This is a genomic window from Winogradskyella sp. (assembly GCF_965656915.1).
Lineage (GTDB): Bacteria > Bacteroidota > Bacteroidia > Flavobacteriales > Flavobacteriaceae > Winogradskyella.
Map to the genome: position 1 here is coordinate 13,987 of NZ_CBFHMI010000002.1, position 15,796 is coordinate 29,782.

13 protein-coding genes are annotated in these 15,796 nt (G+C 32.5%); 5 read left to right on the forward strand and 8 right to left on the reverse strand.

The features are described from left to right. Positions 1 to 4: 4 nt before the first annotated feature. Complete coding sequence (locus ACTG3Y_RS01270) at positions 5 to 1,459, forward strand: TonB-dependent receptor (RefSeq protein WP_439151113.1); 1,455 nt, start codon at positions 5 to 7, stop codon at positions 1,457 to 1,459. 65 nt (positions 1,460 to 1,524) lie between these two features. On the opposite strand, the gene bcp is transcribed toward ACTG3Y_RS01270, so the two are convergent. Next, a complete protein-coding gene (bcp, locus tag ACTG3Y_RS01275; protein WP_439151114.1) occupies positions 1,525 to 1,980 on the reverse strand; it encodes a thioredoxin-dependent thiol peroxidase in 456 nt (151 codons plus the stop codon). Between the two features lie 36 nt (positions 1,981 to 2,016). Here bcp and ACTG3Y_RS01280 point away from each other — a divergent pair, with 36 nt between their 5' ends. Further along, positions 2,017 to 2,673 (forward strand): endonuclease III domain-containing protein, encoded by a 657-nt coding sequence (locus ACTG3Y_RS01280; protein ID WP_439151115.1) that lies wholly within the window; start codon positions 2,017 to 2,019, stop codon positions 2,671 to 2,673. A 246-nt stretch (positions 2,674 to 2,919) separates the two neighbouring features. Here the strand turns inward: ACTG3Y_RS01280 and ACTG3Y_RS01285 are convergent, their stop codons facing one another. Then, positions 2,920 to 3,504, reverse strand: a complete 585-nt coding sequence (locus ACTG3Y_RS01285; RefSeq protein ID WP_439151116.1) for an RNA polymerase sigma factor — start codon at positions 3,502 to 3,504, stop codon at positions 2,920 to 2,922. 236 nt (positions 3,505 to 3,740) lie between these two features. Here ACTG3Y_RS01285 and uvrA point away from each other — a divergent pair, with 236 nt between their 5' ends. After that, positions 3,741 to 6,530, forward strand: a complete 2,790-nt coding sequence (gene uvrA / locus ACTG3Y_RS01290) for an excinuclease ABC subunit UvrA (protein WP_439151198.1) — start codon at positions 3,741 to 3,743, stop codon at positions 6,528 to 6,530. Position 6,531: 1 nt separating this feature from the next. Here uvrA and ACTG3Y_RS01295 read toward each other — a convergent pair whose 3' ends face one another. Next, the gene (locus tag ACTG3Y_RS01295; RefSeq protein WP_439151117.1) at positions 6,532 to 7,602 is read right to left on the reverse strand and encodes a DUF3667 domain-containing protein; all 1,071 of its coding nucleotides are present in this window, start codon (positions 7,600 to 7,602) and stop codon (positions 6,532 to 6,534) included. A 32-nt stretch (positions 7,603 to 7,634) separates the two neighbouring features. Further along, positions 7,635 to 9,059, reverse strand: a complete 1,425-nt coding sequence (locus tag ACTG3Y_RS01300; RefSeq protein WP_439151118.1) for a serine hydrolase domain-containing protein — start codon at positions 9,057 to 9,059, stop codon at positions 7,635 to 7,637. Between the two features lie 199 nt (positions 9,060 to 9,258). Between ACTG3Y_RS01300 and ACTG3Y_RS01305 the strand changes: the two genes are divergently transcribed. Next, positions 9,259 to 9,945: a hypothetical protein gene (locus tag ACTG3Y_RS01305; protein ID WP_439151119.1), complete on the forward strand. Its 687-nt coding sequence runs from the start codon at positions 9,259 to 9,261 to the stop codon at positions 9,943 to 9,945. Positions 9,946 to 10,027: 82 nt separating this feature from the next. On the opposite strand, the gene ACTG3Y_RS01310 is transcribed toward ACTG3Y_RS01305, so the two are convergent. Both ACTG3Y_RS01310 and ACTG3Y_RS01315 read right to left on the reverse strand, forming a co-directional pair. Next, the gene (locus ACTG3Y_RS01310; protein ID WP_439151120.1) at positions 10,028 to 10,603 is read right to left on the reverse strand and encodes an HD domain-containing protein; all 576 of its coding nucleotides are present in this window, start codon (positions 10,601 to 10,603) and stop codon (positions 10,028 to 10,030) included. Continuing rightward, positions 10,603 to 11,493: a YitT family protein gene (locus tag ACTG3Y_RS01315; protein ID WP_439151121.1), complete on the reverse strand. Its 891-nt coding sequence runs from the start codon at positions 11,491 to 11,493 to the stop codon at positions 10,603 to 10,605. Before ACTG3Y_RS01315 ends, ACTG3Y_RS01310 begins: the two co-directional genes overlap by 1 nt. A gap of 145 nt (positions 11,494 to 11,638) precedes the next feature. Between ACTG3Y_RS01315 and ACTG3Y_RS01320 the strand changes: the two genes are divergently transcribed. Continuing rightward, positions 11,639 to 12,913 (forward strand): hypothetical protein, encoded by a 1,275-nt coding sequence (locus ACTG3Y_RS01320; protein ID WP_439151122.1) that lies wholly within the window; start codon positions 11,639 to 11,641, stop codon positions 12,911 to 12,913. An 84-nt stretch (positions 12,914 to 12,997) separates the two neighbouring features. Here the strand turns inward: ACTG3Y_RS01320 and ACTG3Y_RS01325 are convergent, their stop codons facing one another. Continuing rightward, positions 12,998 to 14,452 carry a lipopolysaccharide biosynthesis protein gene (locus ACTG3Y_RS01325; RefSeq protein ID WP_439151123.1) on the reverse strand — a complete coding sequence of 485 codons (1,455 nt, stop codon included), beginning with the start codon at positions 14,450 to 14,452 and terminating at the stop codon, positions 12,998 to 13,000. Positions 14,453 to 14,504: 52 nt separating this feature from the next. Beyond that, on the reverse strand, positions 14,505 to 15,794 hold the full coding sequence (locus tag ACTG3Y_RS01330; RefSeq protein ID WP_439151124.1) for a glycosyl transferase family 1: 1,290 nt from the start codon (positions 15,792 to 15,794) through the stop codon (positions 14,505 to 14,507). Positions 15,795 to 15,796: the final 2 nt, after the last annotated feature.

The window sequence follows — 15,796 nt, forward strand, 5'->3', positions numbered from 1 at the left end:
ATCCATGGAAGACATAAGGTATAAAGGCGATTCGGAATTTGAAAATATTCCATCTTTAAAAGATAAAGCCTTACGTATAAATCTAAATAAAGATATATACGGCACATTTGCAGAAATTGGAGCAGGACAAGAAACAGTTCGTCAATTTTTTAGAGCTGGCGGTGCTTCTGGTACTATTGCAAAGACTATGTCTGCCTATGATAAAGACTTTAGTGACGCCATTTACGGAATAGAAGACGATAAAAGGTATGTTACCGAAGCCAGGCTAAGAAAAATGCTTAATCATGAAGTTGATCTTATTGAGCAGCGTATTGTTAGAGAAAAGCATCCTAATAAAATATTCTTCGCCTATGCAAATACCGTAGCTACTATAGATTTTGCTAAAAAATACAAAGGTCATGGTTGGGTAGGTATTAAATATCAAGTCGCACCAGATCGAGAATATAATGATATCATTCTACATATCCGTTTTAAAGAAAATGATGCCAGACTACAACAAGAAACACTAGGTAAATTAGGAACAAATTTAATTTACGGTGCTTTTTATAAGTATAACCAACCTCGAAAATTACTTCGTTATTTATACGATCACTTAGATAAGGATCAACTGGAAATTGATACTATAAATTTCTCTGGCCCTATTTACGAAAATGTAGATAATAGACTTATGAGTCTTCAACTGGTAAAAAATGGCATGACTGATGCCGTAATGTTTGCACCAGATGGGAATAATGTATTACCAGCACGAGTATTATATAAAAAGAACATTCTCGCCTTAAGAGGTAGTTTTAGGCCTGTTACTAAGGTTAATATGGATATGTTTGAGAAATCTTACGAGATGTTCATAAAAGAGAATAAAGTCGATAAAGAAAAAACGCAGGTTATTTTTGAAATCACTTTATCAAATTTGCGTGCCGAAGGTGAAATAGACGAACAAGATTTTATGGATAGAGCACGTTTATTGTGTTCTTTAGGGCAAACAGTGCTTATTTCAAACTTCCAGGAGTTTTATAGACTGGTAGAATATTTCTCTCAATATACTAAAAGTAGAATGGGATTAGCTATGGGTGTAAATAACTTGGTTGATATTTTTGATGAAAAGTACTATCGTCATTTAAGTGGTGGTATATTAGAGGCTTTTGGAAAATTATTCTACAAAGACTTGCGAGTATATTTATATCCAATGCAAAATGATGATGGCTCTATTACTAATAGTGAAAACCTAAAAGTACACCCAAGAATGAAGGAACTTTATAAATTCTTCAAATACAACGGTAAAGTAGTAGATATTGCCGACTTTAATTCCTCAAACCTTTCTGTATTCTCTAGAAAAGTTCTGAAAATGATAGTGAATGGTGACGATGGTTGGGAAAACATGCTGCCAGAAGGTGTTGCAAAACTAATTAAAGAGAAAAGTCTGTTTGGCTGTGAATCTGAAGAAGTAATGCATAAGAATTAATATGTAAACATAAACTATAAAAAAAAGCGACCTAATATGTCGCTTTTTCTGTTTTATAATAGCTCTTAATCTGTAAGAATTTGGTCTGTATGAGCCTTGGTTTTAACTTTAGTTATAATATCTTCTAAAATACCGTTTTCATCAATAACAAATGTGGTTCTATGTATGCCGTCATATTCTTTGCCCATAAATTTCTTTGGTCCCCAAACTCCAAAGGCATTAATCACAGATTTATCTTCATCTGCCAATAATGGATATTGAAAACCATATTTATTTTTGAAATTAGATTGACGTTTAGCACTATCAGCACTAACGCCTAAAATTTCATAACCTTGAGCTTTAAATCGATCGTAGTTATCATTTAAATTACAGGCCTCGGCAGTACAGCCAGGTGTACTAGCTTTTGGATAAAAGAATACCACGAGTTTTTTCCCTTTATAATCAGATAATGAAATCGTATTGCCTTGTTCATCCTGAGCTGAAAAATCTGGAGCCTTATCTCCTACTTTTAAGTGTGTCATATTGCTTAAATTTGTGTTTATGTAAAAATACAATGAATGACTAAGCAAGAAAAGGTACATTTTGTTATAAATACGTTAAATCAACTCTATCCGGAAATACCTATTCCACTAGAGCATAAAGATCCATACACTTTATTAATTGCCGTATTAATGTCTGCTCAAAGTACCGATGTACGTGTAAATCAAATAACTCCACTATTATTTGAACGAGCAGATAATCCTTACGACATGATAAAGTTGAGTGTTGAAGAAATACGAGATATTATAAAACCGGTTGGATTATCCCCAATGAAAAGTAAAGGTATATATGGATTATCTCATATATTAATTGATAAGCATAATGGCAAAGTACCAAGGACATATGAAGAGTTGGAGGCCTTACCAGCTGTTGGCCATAAAACTGCAGCTGTCGTCTTATCCCAAGCATTTGATATTCCTGCTTTTCCTGTAGATACACATATACATCGTTTAATGTATCGTTGGAATTTAACTACTGGAAAAAATGTAGTGCAAACTGAGAAAGATGCAAAACGTTTATTCCCTAAAGATCTATGGAATGATCTTCATCTTCAAATTATTTGGTATGGAAGAGAATATTCACCAGCACGCGGCTGGGATATAGAGAAAGATATTATTACAAAAACCATTGGCAGGAAGTCAGTTTTAAAAGACTACTACAAAACAAAAAAATAAGTACAAAAAAATCCTGAATCTTGTGATTCAGGATTTTTTACCAACTTAATTTAGAAGTGCTTCAAACTTCAATTTATTATAATTTATAACACTTAAAGCCTTTGAATAATTCAAAAGAAAACTAATTGTTTCATCTTTTGGTTTTAGGTTGTTGTTTTTAGGGGAAGTATTAGAGTAAATTTTTTCCATTTTAATAATTTAGGAGTTATTGTATGGAATAAACGCTTCTAATATTTATTTATTGTATTAATTTGTTAAAACAATATTATTTTGCTCAATTACTTTACGCATGTTAATTAGCGCGTAACGCATTCTGCCTAATGCTGTGTTTATACTCACACCAGTACGTTCAGAAATTTCTTTAAAACTCATATCCTGGTACATACGCATCATAAGGACTTGCTTCTGGTCTTCGGGAAGCTCTTCAATAACACGCCTAACATCAGATTCTACTTGTTCTTTAATAAGAGTCTTTTCAGCATTTAAACTACTATCACTTAATACCGAAAAAATACTAAACTCGCCTGCATTATCAAATTTAGGCATACGACTATTCTTTCTAAAATGATCAATAACCAAGTTATGTGCAATACGCATTACCCAAGGTAAAAATTTACCTTCTTCGTTATATTTACCACGTTTTAAGTTTCTAATAACTTTAATAAAGGTATCCTGAAAAACATCTTCAGTAATGTCTCTATCGTAAAGCTTAGAATATATAAAACTGTAAATTTTCTGTTTGTGGCGCCCTATTAAAATTGCAAGTGCGTTTTCATCTCCTTTAATGTAGTTGCTAACCAACTCTGCGTCTTGGATAAGTTCTTTCTTCATAATTATTACTTTAAAACCTAGAAACACCTTCTAAGCTTGGGGTTTTAGCTGTTTTCTTAAAGTAATATTATGCTATACGCAGTTGTTTTATTAAATGAATAAGTTTCAAATATAACAACAATCATTCCGAAAAAACAAAACTTAAGGCGAAATTTTAACATTAAATCTAACATTTTCACACTTTATCACCTGAAATACTTAACGTATCTTTGCAAAATCACATGCCTAAAAAACCTATGAATACTGCTACTCTAGACGTAAATCCGAAAGAAAATATCATTATAAAAGGTGCAAAACTGCATAATCTTAAAAATATTGATGTTGTTATTCCCAGAAATAAATTAGTTGTAATTACTGGTTTATCAGGCTCCGGAAAGTCTAGTTTGGCGTTTGACACACTATATGCAGAAGGCCAAAGGCGCTATGTAGAAAGTCTTTCTAGTTATGCGCGTCAGTTCCTAGGACGATTAAACAAACCCAAAGTAGATTACATAAAAGGTATTGCGCCAGCAATTGCAATAGAGCAAAAAGTGAACTCTACAAACCCTCGCTCTACCGTTGGTACAACAACTGAGATTTACGATTACTTAAAGCTTTTGTTTGCTAGAATAGGTAAAACCTACTCACCTGTTTCTGGTAATGAAGTAAAGAAGCATACGGTTACTGATGTGATAAGTCATATTTCAACCTTCGATGAAGGTTCAAAACTCCTACTCTTATCGCCAATCATTTTAGAAGAAGGAAGAACGGCTGAAAATAAGCTTCAAACTCTGCAACAACAAGGGTATGCCAGAATTAAATATAAAGAAGACGTTCTACGCATAGATGATGCCTTAAAGCTAAATATTAAATCTGATAAAAATCTTTTTTTAGTTGTTGACAGAATCGTTTTTAAAGATGATGAAGATTTTCTAAACAGGCTAGCAGATGCCATTGAAACAGCATTTTTTGAAGGTGTAGGTACATGTATTATAGAATCATTATCAGATAATAAAAAAATCACTTTCAATAATAAATTTGAGCTCGATGGAATTACATTTTTAGAGCCTAATGCACATTTATTTAGTTTTAATAATCCATATGGTGCTTGCCCTAAATGTGAAGGCTACAGTGATGTTATTGGCATTGACGAAGATCTAGTGATACCAAACACCGCTCTATCTGTTTATGAAAATGCTATTTTTCCTTGGAGAGGTGAAAGCATGAGTTGGTATAGAGACCAGTTGGTAAATAACTCGCATAAATTCAATTTTCCTATTCATAAACCATTCTTTGAACTTAGTGATGAGCAAAAAGCATTGATTTGGAAAGGTAATGAGTATTTTGAAGGTCTAAACACATTTTTTACAGAACTAGAGTCCAAGGCCTATAAAATTCAGAATCGTGTAATGCTATCGCGCTACAGAGGAAAAACAAAATGTAGCGTCTGTAGAGGTAAACGATTGAGAGAAGAAGCCGACTATGTAAAAATAAAGAATGCTACAATAACAAGTCTCGTAGATTTACCAATAAAAGATCTTATCTCTTTTTTTAAGGCTTTAAAACTAAATAAATACGATACTAAAATAGCCAAACGCTTGCTGACTGAGATAAATACAAGATTGGAGTTTTTATCAAATGTAGGATTAGATTATTTAACATTAAATAGAAAATCTAATACGTTGTCTGGTGGTGAGAGTCAAAGGATAAATTTAGCAACATCGCTAGGAAGTAGTCTGATAGGCTCTATGTATATCTTAGATGAGCCTAGTATTGGTCTCCATCCAAAAGACACAGAACGTTTAATAAGCGTATTAAAATCCTTGAGGGACCTCGGTAATACCGTTATCGTAGTAGAACATGATGAAGATATTATGAGAGCTGCAGACGAGATTATAGACATAGGACCAGAAGCTGGTACTTTTGGTGGTGAAGTTGTTGCTGTTGGAGAATTTAAAGACATCTTAGTTTCTGATACCTTGACTGCGAAATATTTAAATGGTCAATTAAATATTAAAATCCCTGAAAAACGAAGAACATCAAAATATCAGTTAAATATAATTGGTGCTCGTGAGAATAATCTAAAGAATATTGATGTTACGTTTCCGCTTCAAATGTTAACAGTTGTTACTGGAGTTTCAGGAAGTGGAAAGAGTACACTGGTTAAAAAGATCCTTTTTCCTGCAATTCAAAAGAAATTAACTGGGTTTAGTGATAAAGCAGGACAGTTTTCTGAGTTGAAAGGAAATCACAGTATCGTTCAACATGTAGAGTTCGTAGATCAGAATCCTATTGGTCGATCATCGCGATCTAACCCAGTTACTTATATTAAAGCTTATGATGATATTAGAGCTTTATTTGCCTCTCAAAAGCTCAGTAAAATAAGAAACTATGCTGCTAAGCATTTTAGTTTTAATGTTGATGGTGGTCGGTGCGAAACTTGCAAAGGAGAAGGAGAAGTGACTATTGAAATGCAGTTTATGGCCGATGTCCATTTAACCTGTGATAACTGCGGTGGAAAACGTTTTAAGAAGGAAGTTTTAGAAGTACATTTTGAAGGTAAATCGATAGATGATATTTTAAATATGACGATTGATGATGCCATTGATTTTTTCACTACTTATAAGCAAACCAAAATTCAGAATAAATTACAGCCTTTAAAAGACGTCGGTCTCGGTTATGTAACCTTAGGTCAGTCCTCTTCTACCCTTTCTGGTGGGGAAGCTCAGCGTATTAAGTTGGCAACATTTTTAGGAAAAGGTAGTAAAAGTGATAATGCCTTATTTATTTTCGATGAGCCTACTACTGGCTTACATTTTCATGATATTCAGAAGCTATTAAAATCATTTCAGGCATTGATAAGTAAAGAGCATTCAATAATTGTAATAGAACACAATATAGATTTAATAAAATGTGCTGACTATATTATCGATTTGGGACCTGAAGGTGGAAAAAATGGAGGCCATTTAAGTGCCTCTGGAACACCTGAAGAGATTGCTGCAGATAAAAATTCTATAACCGGAAAGTATCTTCAAGAAAAATTGTAAATCAATAAAATAAAAATGCCATAAAACCAAGTATTGTAAATGCTAACGGCAGTACTAATAGTAAAAATAAAAAGCTTACCAATCCACTTTTAATAAAAGATAAAAACCAATTCTGTCTATAGAATTTGACTATGGCAATCAACAAATAAAACAAAGTTGATAGAATAATTAACCAATCAATCCAATTTGGAATATCCATCACCCACCTGTTCACCGCAAAAACAATGCTAAATACAGTAAATAAAAATGAAAAATAATAGAAACTGAATACCAAGTGGTGTGAATATCGGCCTTTATTAAAAAAGAAAATCTTTAAAAGCAAGGCAAATATTGGTAATAGGAAAAACATGGCTAATGGAATACTATCAATGAACGTTTGATAAACCTGACCTAATCCCATAGTTTTATAGAATTTTAATATTTGAGAATAGAATTTTCGCTGAAAGAAACCAGCATCATCATCCATTCCCATAGATTTATAAATTTCCTCATCAGAAGATCCGATAGAAATGAGAGAGTCTATATTGCGTTCATTAAAAGTATAGGAAGTTCCAATGTTTTTCTTAGGGATCTTAATATTAGATAATGAGTCCAAAGCTTTTAAATCCTCGTCGTTTAAGCCAATAGTAACTCCTTTATCTTTTAATGGATTTACAAACTCTATTACTTCTATAGAATCTTTTGGTATACTATCTTTAACTTTGACTTGTTCCTTGCGATTGGCCAACACACGCTCCATATTCTTATCCAGCTCTTCCCTTCCTTCTCTTACATAAAAATTAAAAATAAAAAAGAAGATTACAGCCACAAATAAGTACATCTGAGCCGGATGTAAATACAAAAGACGCTTTCCTTTAATAAACTCAGATGCCAAATATCCTGGTCGAAACATTAAAGGAAAAAAGCTCTTAAAAAAACGAGCATCAAAAGAAAAATAATTACTTATTGTATTGTAGAATAGTACTCCAATGGTTAGCTCATCGTTGGTCTTTTGACCACAATGTGGACAAAACTTAAAGCCTTTTTTATAAGGCTGTTCACAATTCGTACAATTCACCTGGTTGGTTTCCATTAGATAGAGGTTAAATTTTTAATTCTTTATAATTAATTCATCTTTAAAGTGTAGTTCTGATGAGATTTCAGTCTAATTACATTTCCACCTTCATCTCTTTCAAACACCATTGTCTCTCCTAATTCACCATTGCTTTTCATTCTTTTAAATGTATCACCTTCAATATGCTTATACATTCTTATGGCGTTTACAGGGTAATCCGTTGGTAGTCTTAAAACCACTAATTTCCCATTCCAAGTTCCTATATAACTCTCGCTTCCCCATGGTTGCCCATTATAAAAACCTACATAATCATTCAAATCAACATCTAAATTTGGTTCTGAGATGACCTCAGTCTTACCTATTATAGCATGAATGGCTCCTAAATACTTACCAGGATTCGTTCCACCAGCATTGATCATTACAGAATATGCCATTTTTGATTTTAAATTCAACTGCAAAGTGCTTCTGTAATCTGGACAACTTCCGCCATGTCCTACCCATTTATTACCATCATCTCCTTTATAAACAGAAAAGCCTAAACCCCAAGTTAAGTCAAAATTTGGGTCTGTCCAATGTACATTGTGCATATTTTTTAAAGTAGAAGATTTAAGAATTTCCTTTGCTATTGTATCTCTTAATCGAAATTGCCAAGATGCAAATTTTGCTAAATCTAATACATTAGACGAAAAACCTGCCGCAGGCGTCACACCCTTAGCATCAAATAATGGTACTTCTTCGCGTTCTAAATTCCTGTTTAAGGCAGTATAGCCTATTGCCAATTCTTTACCATGAAGCGCTTTTGGCATATTCGCTCTTGTATCGTTAAGTTTCAAAGGTTTTAAAATATGTTTAGAAACAAAATCTTCATATGGCAAGCCAGATACTTCTGCAACAACTTCACCTAAAAGTGCTAAAGCTAAATTACTGTATTGAAAATTATATGAGGCTGGATAAAGTGTTTCTTGACTTTTCATTGCTTCCTTCATCTCTTCCATTGTCGGAAAAGAAAAATCTGGAGCGGTCCAGTAAGCTACTTCAGATTGTCTTGGTAATCCAGAAGAATGTGTTAATAAGGAACGTATAGTGATGGGACCACTATCAGAAAATTGCTGCTCTAAATTAAACCATGGTAACACATCTTTTAATTCATCATCTAGACGCAACTTACCATCATCATATAATTTCATAATGGCTACTGATGTAAACAATTTTGAAATTGAACAAATACTGCATAATGTACTCGCAGTGGCATCAATATTATCTTCAACATTAGATTTTCCGAATGCACCACTCCATAATATGTCTTGATCCTTCACAATTGCAGCTGAAATACCTGGTAAGGCTTCAAAATCTTTTTGAGCCTCTAACCAAACCTCAATAATTTTAAATGCTTCTTCATAATTTTTATTGTCCTTTTGAGAAAAACCATTGATTGAATAGAGACATAAGAAAACGAACAAAATGAAATTTTTCATTCTAATAGAGAGTTTTAATTAATAGCTGCTTAAATATAAGGAATAAAAGACATAGTTAATAAAATTAATCAGAACTAATAGGCTTAATGTGTTGAATAACTATAAGTTAAACATTATGGCACACTAATTGAAATTCTTAGACCAAATAGCGTAAGCCGAAAAGCTAAATATGAGTAGGCATAATCTAAATTATATAACTATGAAAAAAATAGTTTTACTTTTTACAGGTTTGTTAATGGGATTAACAACTGTAACAGCTGCAGAAACTCATTCTGCATTACAAAGCACAGATTTAGATCTTACATCACGCTATCGTTATGCACGACCTATTTTGTTTGTAGAGCGTGGTGTAGAATTCTTAATCTTTGCTGATGGTAGCTTTGATTTTAATACGGATTTATCTTCTACAGTACCAGACAATGACAATTATTACTACAGACGTACAAACCCAAGAACAAGACGTATTACAAATCGAACTCATGGTGCACCAGGATATACTTATGCCTATCCTGAAAGAGGCGTATTAGTAACTCATGATAGACTTGGTCGTGTGCGAAGAATAGGAAATGTATTTATAAACTATGACAGGCAAGGACGAATTAAACGTGCAGGTTCAGTATATATGAGTTACCGCAGAAGCCAGTTGAAACAAGTCGGAGGTTTACGCATACTTTATAATAGATATGGAGAGGTTATTGGCACTAGAGGTCAGGTTAACCTTAGCAATCAAGGTTGTGGTTTCTGTGGAATAAATGGATGTACAGCAGATCATCTCGGTCATCAATCTCAACACGATGATTGGCAGGGTGATTGGGACGATGACGATGATTTCTATTACTACAGAAAGAATGGAAATATGAAAAAACAAAAGAATAAAACTCTTTAAAAAAATAATTGCTTTTGTTTACCATTAAGTATCCTTAATGGCTAATAGAAACCCTGAATACTTCCCCAAGTACTTCAGGGTTTTATCCTTTTAAAGCTTCCAAATTTCGTTTCTTTCTAAAAGATTTATAACGTTTGCAATAATTAGTATGCAAATTGTGACTTAATAAGAATTCAATTTGAATTTGCTTCCACTCTTTTTTGGTTAGGCCATTTCTTATATGGTCTAATTCTTCATACAATAATTCACCTACAGGTTCAAATCGATTAGTTGCTATATATTCTAAGTCTGCATCTGCTAGAATTTTTTTTAACAAATTTTTTGGATTTTGAGGAATTTTAGTTGCCATAATCATACCGCATATTTTTTCAATATCTTTATTTGAATATCCATAAGATTGTAATTGGGGCTTGGCAATTTTACAGCCTTCTTCTTCGTGATTTATATGAGAGTTTATAAATCCTATATCATGATACAATGCGGCAATTTTAATTAATAATAAATCATGTTCTGAAACACCCTCCTTTTTTGCAATATATTCAGCCTTGTCTACAACATAAAGTGTATGACGCGCATTGTGATAAGTTAAATAAGTGGGGAGGTTCTCGTTAAGTAGTTTTATAACATCCTCAAGAATAGTATTAAATTTTGTTTTCATTAATGATGGGATTCTCGACTTACTAAACCACCTTTAACTTCATTTATATTTTGTACAAACATAAAGGCTTTTGGGTCGGCATGGGCAATTGCTTTTTTAATATTATGAACTTCTAATCTGGTAACAACAGTAGCTACTATATCACAGTCGTGACTTATAGTGAAACTACCTGGTAGATTACCGCGTTGACCTTTATAAACTGTTATAGGCTTATCAAATTTATTGACAATAATATCTTTAATAACTTGATCATTTGGTGAGATTATGGTTAAGCAAATCAATTTTTCAAATCCATCAACCACGTAATCTGAGACTTTAATTGCTGTAAAAAAAGTAATAATAGAATACATGGCTTTTTCTAATCCAAGAAAGAAAGCTATTATGAGAAAAACGATTGTATTTATCGCCATAATTATTTCTGATGTCGTTAGACCAAATTTCTTATTGGTAAACTCAGCTATAACTTCTAATCCATCGATGACACCACCACTACGTATTACAAATCCAATACCTAAACCTACAAATACTCCGCCAAAAGCAGCTACTAAAAAATGATCTTTTGTAATTTCTGGTATGGGTAAGACATAAAGATATGTACCTAGTAATATCAAAGCTAGAAGTGAATGTAAGGCAAACGATTTATCTATTTTTTTGAAGCTAATAATTACGAACGGAAGATTTAATAGTAATAATGGAATCCATACATCAATATGGTAGAATTCATGAATTAAAATTGCAATACCAAGTAATCCGCCATCTAAGAAATGATTTGGTATCATAAACCCCTTAATAGCAATTGTAGCGGCTAAAACGCCTAAAATTTTCAGTAATATAGATTTAAAATTAATTACACGAGAAAAGCCAATTTCATTCTTGTTAGTAGTATGCATTAAACATGTGTTGATTGATACTAATTTATAACTTTTGGGTTAAACTCACCTAAAATACGTTATTATTCTGAAAAACAAGGTGTTATAATCTTTGGCACGTTGTTTGTTTTATTATTAATGAATTTAATTTTAAAACACTTTACCTATGAAACGGATTATATTTTTCTTTGCAGGTTTATTAGCTTTAAGCTATTCTGCACACGCAACAACCACCGCAACAACGGAAGCAGAAACTTCAATTAATAATTATGTGAGAGGTTACAGTAATTCTTTCATATTTAATGAGGCTGGAATTGAATTTTCGGTATATAGAGACGGTCAATTCGATTTTTATATTCCTCAATATGGACCAGATGTTAGTGTTGGCATTGACACACCTGGTTTTACGCTGAGTTTTAATTCTGGTTATAACTACAGTCCATATATTCAGTATGATAGCTTTGGTGCAATTATTCAAATAGAAAATACACCAATCTATTATGATTTCTATGGTCGTGTAAATCAAATAGGAAACATCTTTATCAACTATAATGGTTTTGGTCGCATCAGTAGAATTGGTGGCTTGAACGTTTATTATAGAAATAATGTTTTTCACAGATATGATGGTTTTATTAATATCTATAACAGAGCTTATATATACAGACCATGGCACCGATTTTATGCAATACCACCTGTTAACTATTGTATTGTAAATGTAAACCCATATAGACAGTTCTATTCACCAGTAAGACATATTTACTATAGACCTTACACTAATAACGTAAGACACTATAACATTAACGGCAGAAGAAACGGCAATCAAGCAGGAAGACGTGGTAGTGCAGCTAGAATTAGTGATAGGTATGCTCAAACTCCAAGAAATAAAAGAGAAAGAAATATTAAAAAACGTGTAGAGCGAAATAATGCTTCTATTACAAGAACCAGAGCGACACGGTTAAGTGGTTCTGATAATACAACGAGAACAAGAACAACGCGTAGTAACGAAACTACAACACGAACAAATACAAGTAGAACAAAAAAGGCAACAACCACTCGCGGTAATACACGAGTAAAAAGTCCGACGAGAGCTACTTCAGTAAGAAATGGTAAAGCTGTAAAAACACGTTCTAATACCAGAGTTACTAAGCCTAATAGGTCAACTCGAAATAGTACAACAGTTAGGACAAGAAATACAAAACAAAATGTGACCAAAACCCGAAGTGGTGGGTCTAAAAAAGTAGAGAGAACAAGAAATACGTCTACGAGAAAACCAAGAGCGGCAAAATCTCGTACATATAGTAAAGCAAAATCGCAGAGCTCTAAACAAAGAAGTGTTTCTCAAAAGAAAACAAAGTCATCGTCAACAATGACAAGATCTAATACAAGTAGAAGAAGTAATCAAAGTTCTACAAGATCTAGTTCTAGACGATCTAGAGGATAAAATGATTTTTTTGGTTGGTTAGTAGAAATCCCGTATGATGTATGCCTTAAAGCACCTTACGGGATTTCTCGTTTTAAAAAGTATCTATATTTTTAGATACTTTTTTATTTGTTGTGATATGTCTTTAGATACCTGTAGTTTATAAACTGATATGACATATAGCAATGTAATTAATATTGATTTTAGTGTAATATTAATTATGGGATGAAATGGAAAATCCCAAAAGTAAAACCCAATTAAAAACAGACACAATAACGCAACAATCTTAAAAGAAGCCATTGTAAAAGGCTGCATTTTAAATTTCTGCTTTACATAAAGGATCTTAATCGTATTATAAATGAATACAGCTAAAAACGTTGCGAATGCTGAACCCTCTATACCATATATTGGTATGAAAATAGCATTTAACACTATAGCCATAATCGCCAGTAATACACCAAATACCAACACCATTTTATAATAATTGCTATTAAATAAAATCGCATTATTGTTTCCAATACTATTATCGTACAACTTAGCGATACTAACTATGAAAACGACAAACAAGCCTCCTCTAAATTCAGCTGGTAGAATTTCATATAACTCGTTAATATTTAATATGATGAATAGAAATATTAATCCACTTATTACTAGTAAACTTAAAGAACTACGTTTATATAAATCCTCGAGTGCTGGATTGTCATTTTCGTTAAGATATTTTGCTGTTAATGGTAACATTATCTGGTGCATGGCTCTCTGTGGTACAGCAATAACTGTAGCAATAAAAATGGCGACACTGTAATACGCTACTTCTTCAATCTTTAAAATTCTGCCTATCATAAATTTATCAATATCAAGAATTAGCGTAGCGACAGATCCAGCAATAATGATTAAAAAGGCATAGCTTAATATTGAAGGTAAATTCTCAATTTTATAAAATCGTATTTTAGGAAACCTAACTGAATAGGCATATAATTTCATGATAAGCATTCGTAATACATAAACTGCAACAAGAGCGACAATAAATTCATCTACTGTTATCCAATTAAAGTACACAGCAAATAATAAAAGCATTATACAAACTCGATGAAAGACCTCTTTCATAATATTCCCGAAAACGGTTTGCATTTGTACTTTAGACCAGGCAAAGAAAATTTCAAAATAAGCCATAGCAATGGCAAGAATAAAAATATGCCAAACATAGTCGCCAACTATATCATTCTCTTTAGATAGCAAATCACCAATAGTTTCATAAGCGATATAGCCCAACAATCCAGCAGGAATAACAAATACAATAGGGAGGAACAGCATCAACGTTAAAAAACTATTAATACCATTCTTTGATTTAAATGAGGAATAAAACTTTATTATGGCATTATGAACACCAAATGCCATAAATGGCATCATTAAGTTAGCCGTAGATAATAAAAAAGCAACAAGACCGTAATATCGATCCGTTAAAAAATTAGTGTAAAGAAAAAGTGTATTAATAGCACCAATACCAAACCCTAAGTAAGTACTTACTGTGTTTTTAAAAGATTGGTTTATTACTATTCCCATTAAGGCAAAGATTATCGCTACAAAATATCAATTTATTTAACACAAAACAGAATTATGCGTTTGTAATTAGCTCAGATAGTTTCTTTGTCAGAGATTTGCGGCTGTATGGCTTCAAACCTATGGCATTAACTCGCAAGGAATCATCTTGATACGCTTCAAAATAAGCTAATAGTTTAGTTTTAAGAATTGCTTTATCCTGATAATTAAAATATGATCCAGTGTTGGTGGATTTTATGATACTTTCTATATCGGAATCCTCTGGACCAATTGCTAATATTGGCGTTTCTGAAATCAGATATTCAAATATTTTACCTGGTATAATAGCCTTAGTATCTTCAGAATCTATTTCTACTAATAATAGTAATCGTGATGCCAGTTGATATTTTATAGCTTCATTATGATTTACATACCCAACTACATTGGTATGAGATTTAAGTCCATGTGCATGTATTGATTCTAAAACATCTTTACTAACGACACCAATTAATTGTAACTCAAAAGATTCTGAAAATGCTTTATTTTCATTGATTAGTTCATGAATAACTTCCCATAAGACAACTGGATTTCTTTCGGATAATAATGAACCTATATGAGACAAGGTGAACATTTTGTCTTTCTCTTTAACTCTTACGGAATGAGAATCATAACCATTTGTTATTACCGTTGTAGGAACTTTTGTTTTTGTATTAAACTCATTTTTAGTGTGTTGACTCGTAACAATTAAATGGTCTGCTGTACTTAGAACCTTTTGCTCTAAATTATTGTGTTTAGAATGAGCGGAATTAGTTAAGTTCAAAGCTTTATGATAGCCTATTGTTGTCCAAGGATCTCTAAAATCCGCGAACCATTTTAAGTCTAACTTTTGCTTTAATTGTAAGCCTATTAAATGTAAACTATGTGGTGGGCCTGTTGTAATTATAGTTTCAATATTATTCTTTTCTATATAAGAACTCAAAAAAGAAACGGAAGGTTTTACCCAACCTATACGTGCATCTGGAATAAAATAATTACCACGAATATAAAGCAGTAACTTTTCGGTTATGGATTGTTTTCTTTTCTGAGGAATGACTCCAGAACTAATAGCCTTGGTGCTGCCCTTAGAAAAGAGCTTCGCAATTGTATAGGGTTCTTTGATTGGTCGTTTAATAACTGTAATTCCATCAGGAACTTCCTTTAGTAAACTTTCATCTGTTATTGGGTAATGTGGATTTTCCGGACAGTAAACAATTGGTTCTATACCAAATTGTGGTAGATACTTAACAAACTTTAACCATCGTTGAACTCCTGGTCCTCCTGCTGGCGGCCAATAATATAGAACTATGAGAACTTTTTTTAAATTCATAA

Coding starts and splice junctions, on each gene's coding strand:
- ACTG3Y_RS01300 (WP_439151118.1), bottom strand. CDS start 9,059: ATGAAAAATTTCATTTTGTTCGTTTTCTTATGTCTCTATTCAATCAAT.
- ACTG3Y_RS01270 (WP_439151113.1), top strand. CDS start 5: ATGGAAGACATAAGGTATAAAGGCGATTCGGAATTTGAAAATATTCCA.
- ACTG3Y_RS01285 (WP_439151116.1), bottom strand. CDS start 3,504: ATGAAGAAAGAACTTATCCAAGACGCAGAGTTGGTTAGCAACTACATT.
- uvrA (WP_439151198.1), top strand. CDS start 3,741: ATGAATACTGCTACTCTAGACGTAAATCCGAAAGAAAATATCATTATA.
- ACTG3Y_RS01330 (WP_439151124.1), bottom strand. CDS start 15,794: ATGAATTTAAAAAAAGTTCTCATAGTTCTATATTATTGGCCGCCAGCA.
- bcp (WP_439151114.1), bottom strand. CDS start 1,980: ATGACACACTTAAAAGTAGGAGATAAGGCTCCAGATTTTTCAGCTCAG.
- ACTG3Y_RS01295 (WP_439151117.1), bottom strand. CDS start 7,602: ATGGAAACCAACCAGGTGAATTGTACGAATTGTGAACAGCCTTATAAA.
- ACTG3Y_RS01310 (WP_439151120.1), bottom strand. CDS start 10,603: ATGAAAACAAAATTTAATACTATTCTTGAGGATGTTATAAAACTACTT.
- ACTG3Y_RS01280 (WP_439151115.1), top strand. CDS start 2,017: ATGACTAAGCAAGAAAAGGTACATTTTGTTATAAATACGTTAAATCAA.
- ACTG3Y_RS01305 (WP_439151119.1), top strand. CDS start 9,259: ATGAAAAAAATAGTTTTACTTTTTACAGGTTTGTTAATGGGATTAACA.
- ACTG3Y_RS01325 (WP_439151123.1), bottom strand. CDS start 14,452: ATGGGAATAGTAATAAACCAATCTTTTAAAAACACAGTAAGTACTTAC.
- ACTG3Y_RS01320 (WP_439151122.1), top strand. CDS start 11,639: ATGAAACGGATTATATTTTTCTTTGCAGGTTTATTAGCTTTAAGCTAT.
- ACTG3Y_RS01315 (WP_439151121.1), bottom strand. CDS start 11,493: ATGCATACTACTAACAAGAATGAAATTGGCTTTTCTCGTGTAATTAAT.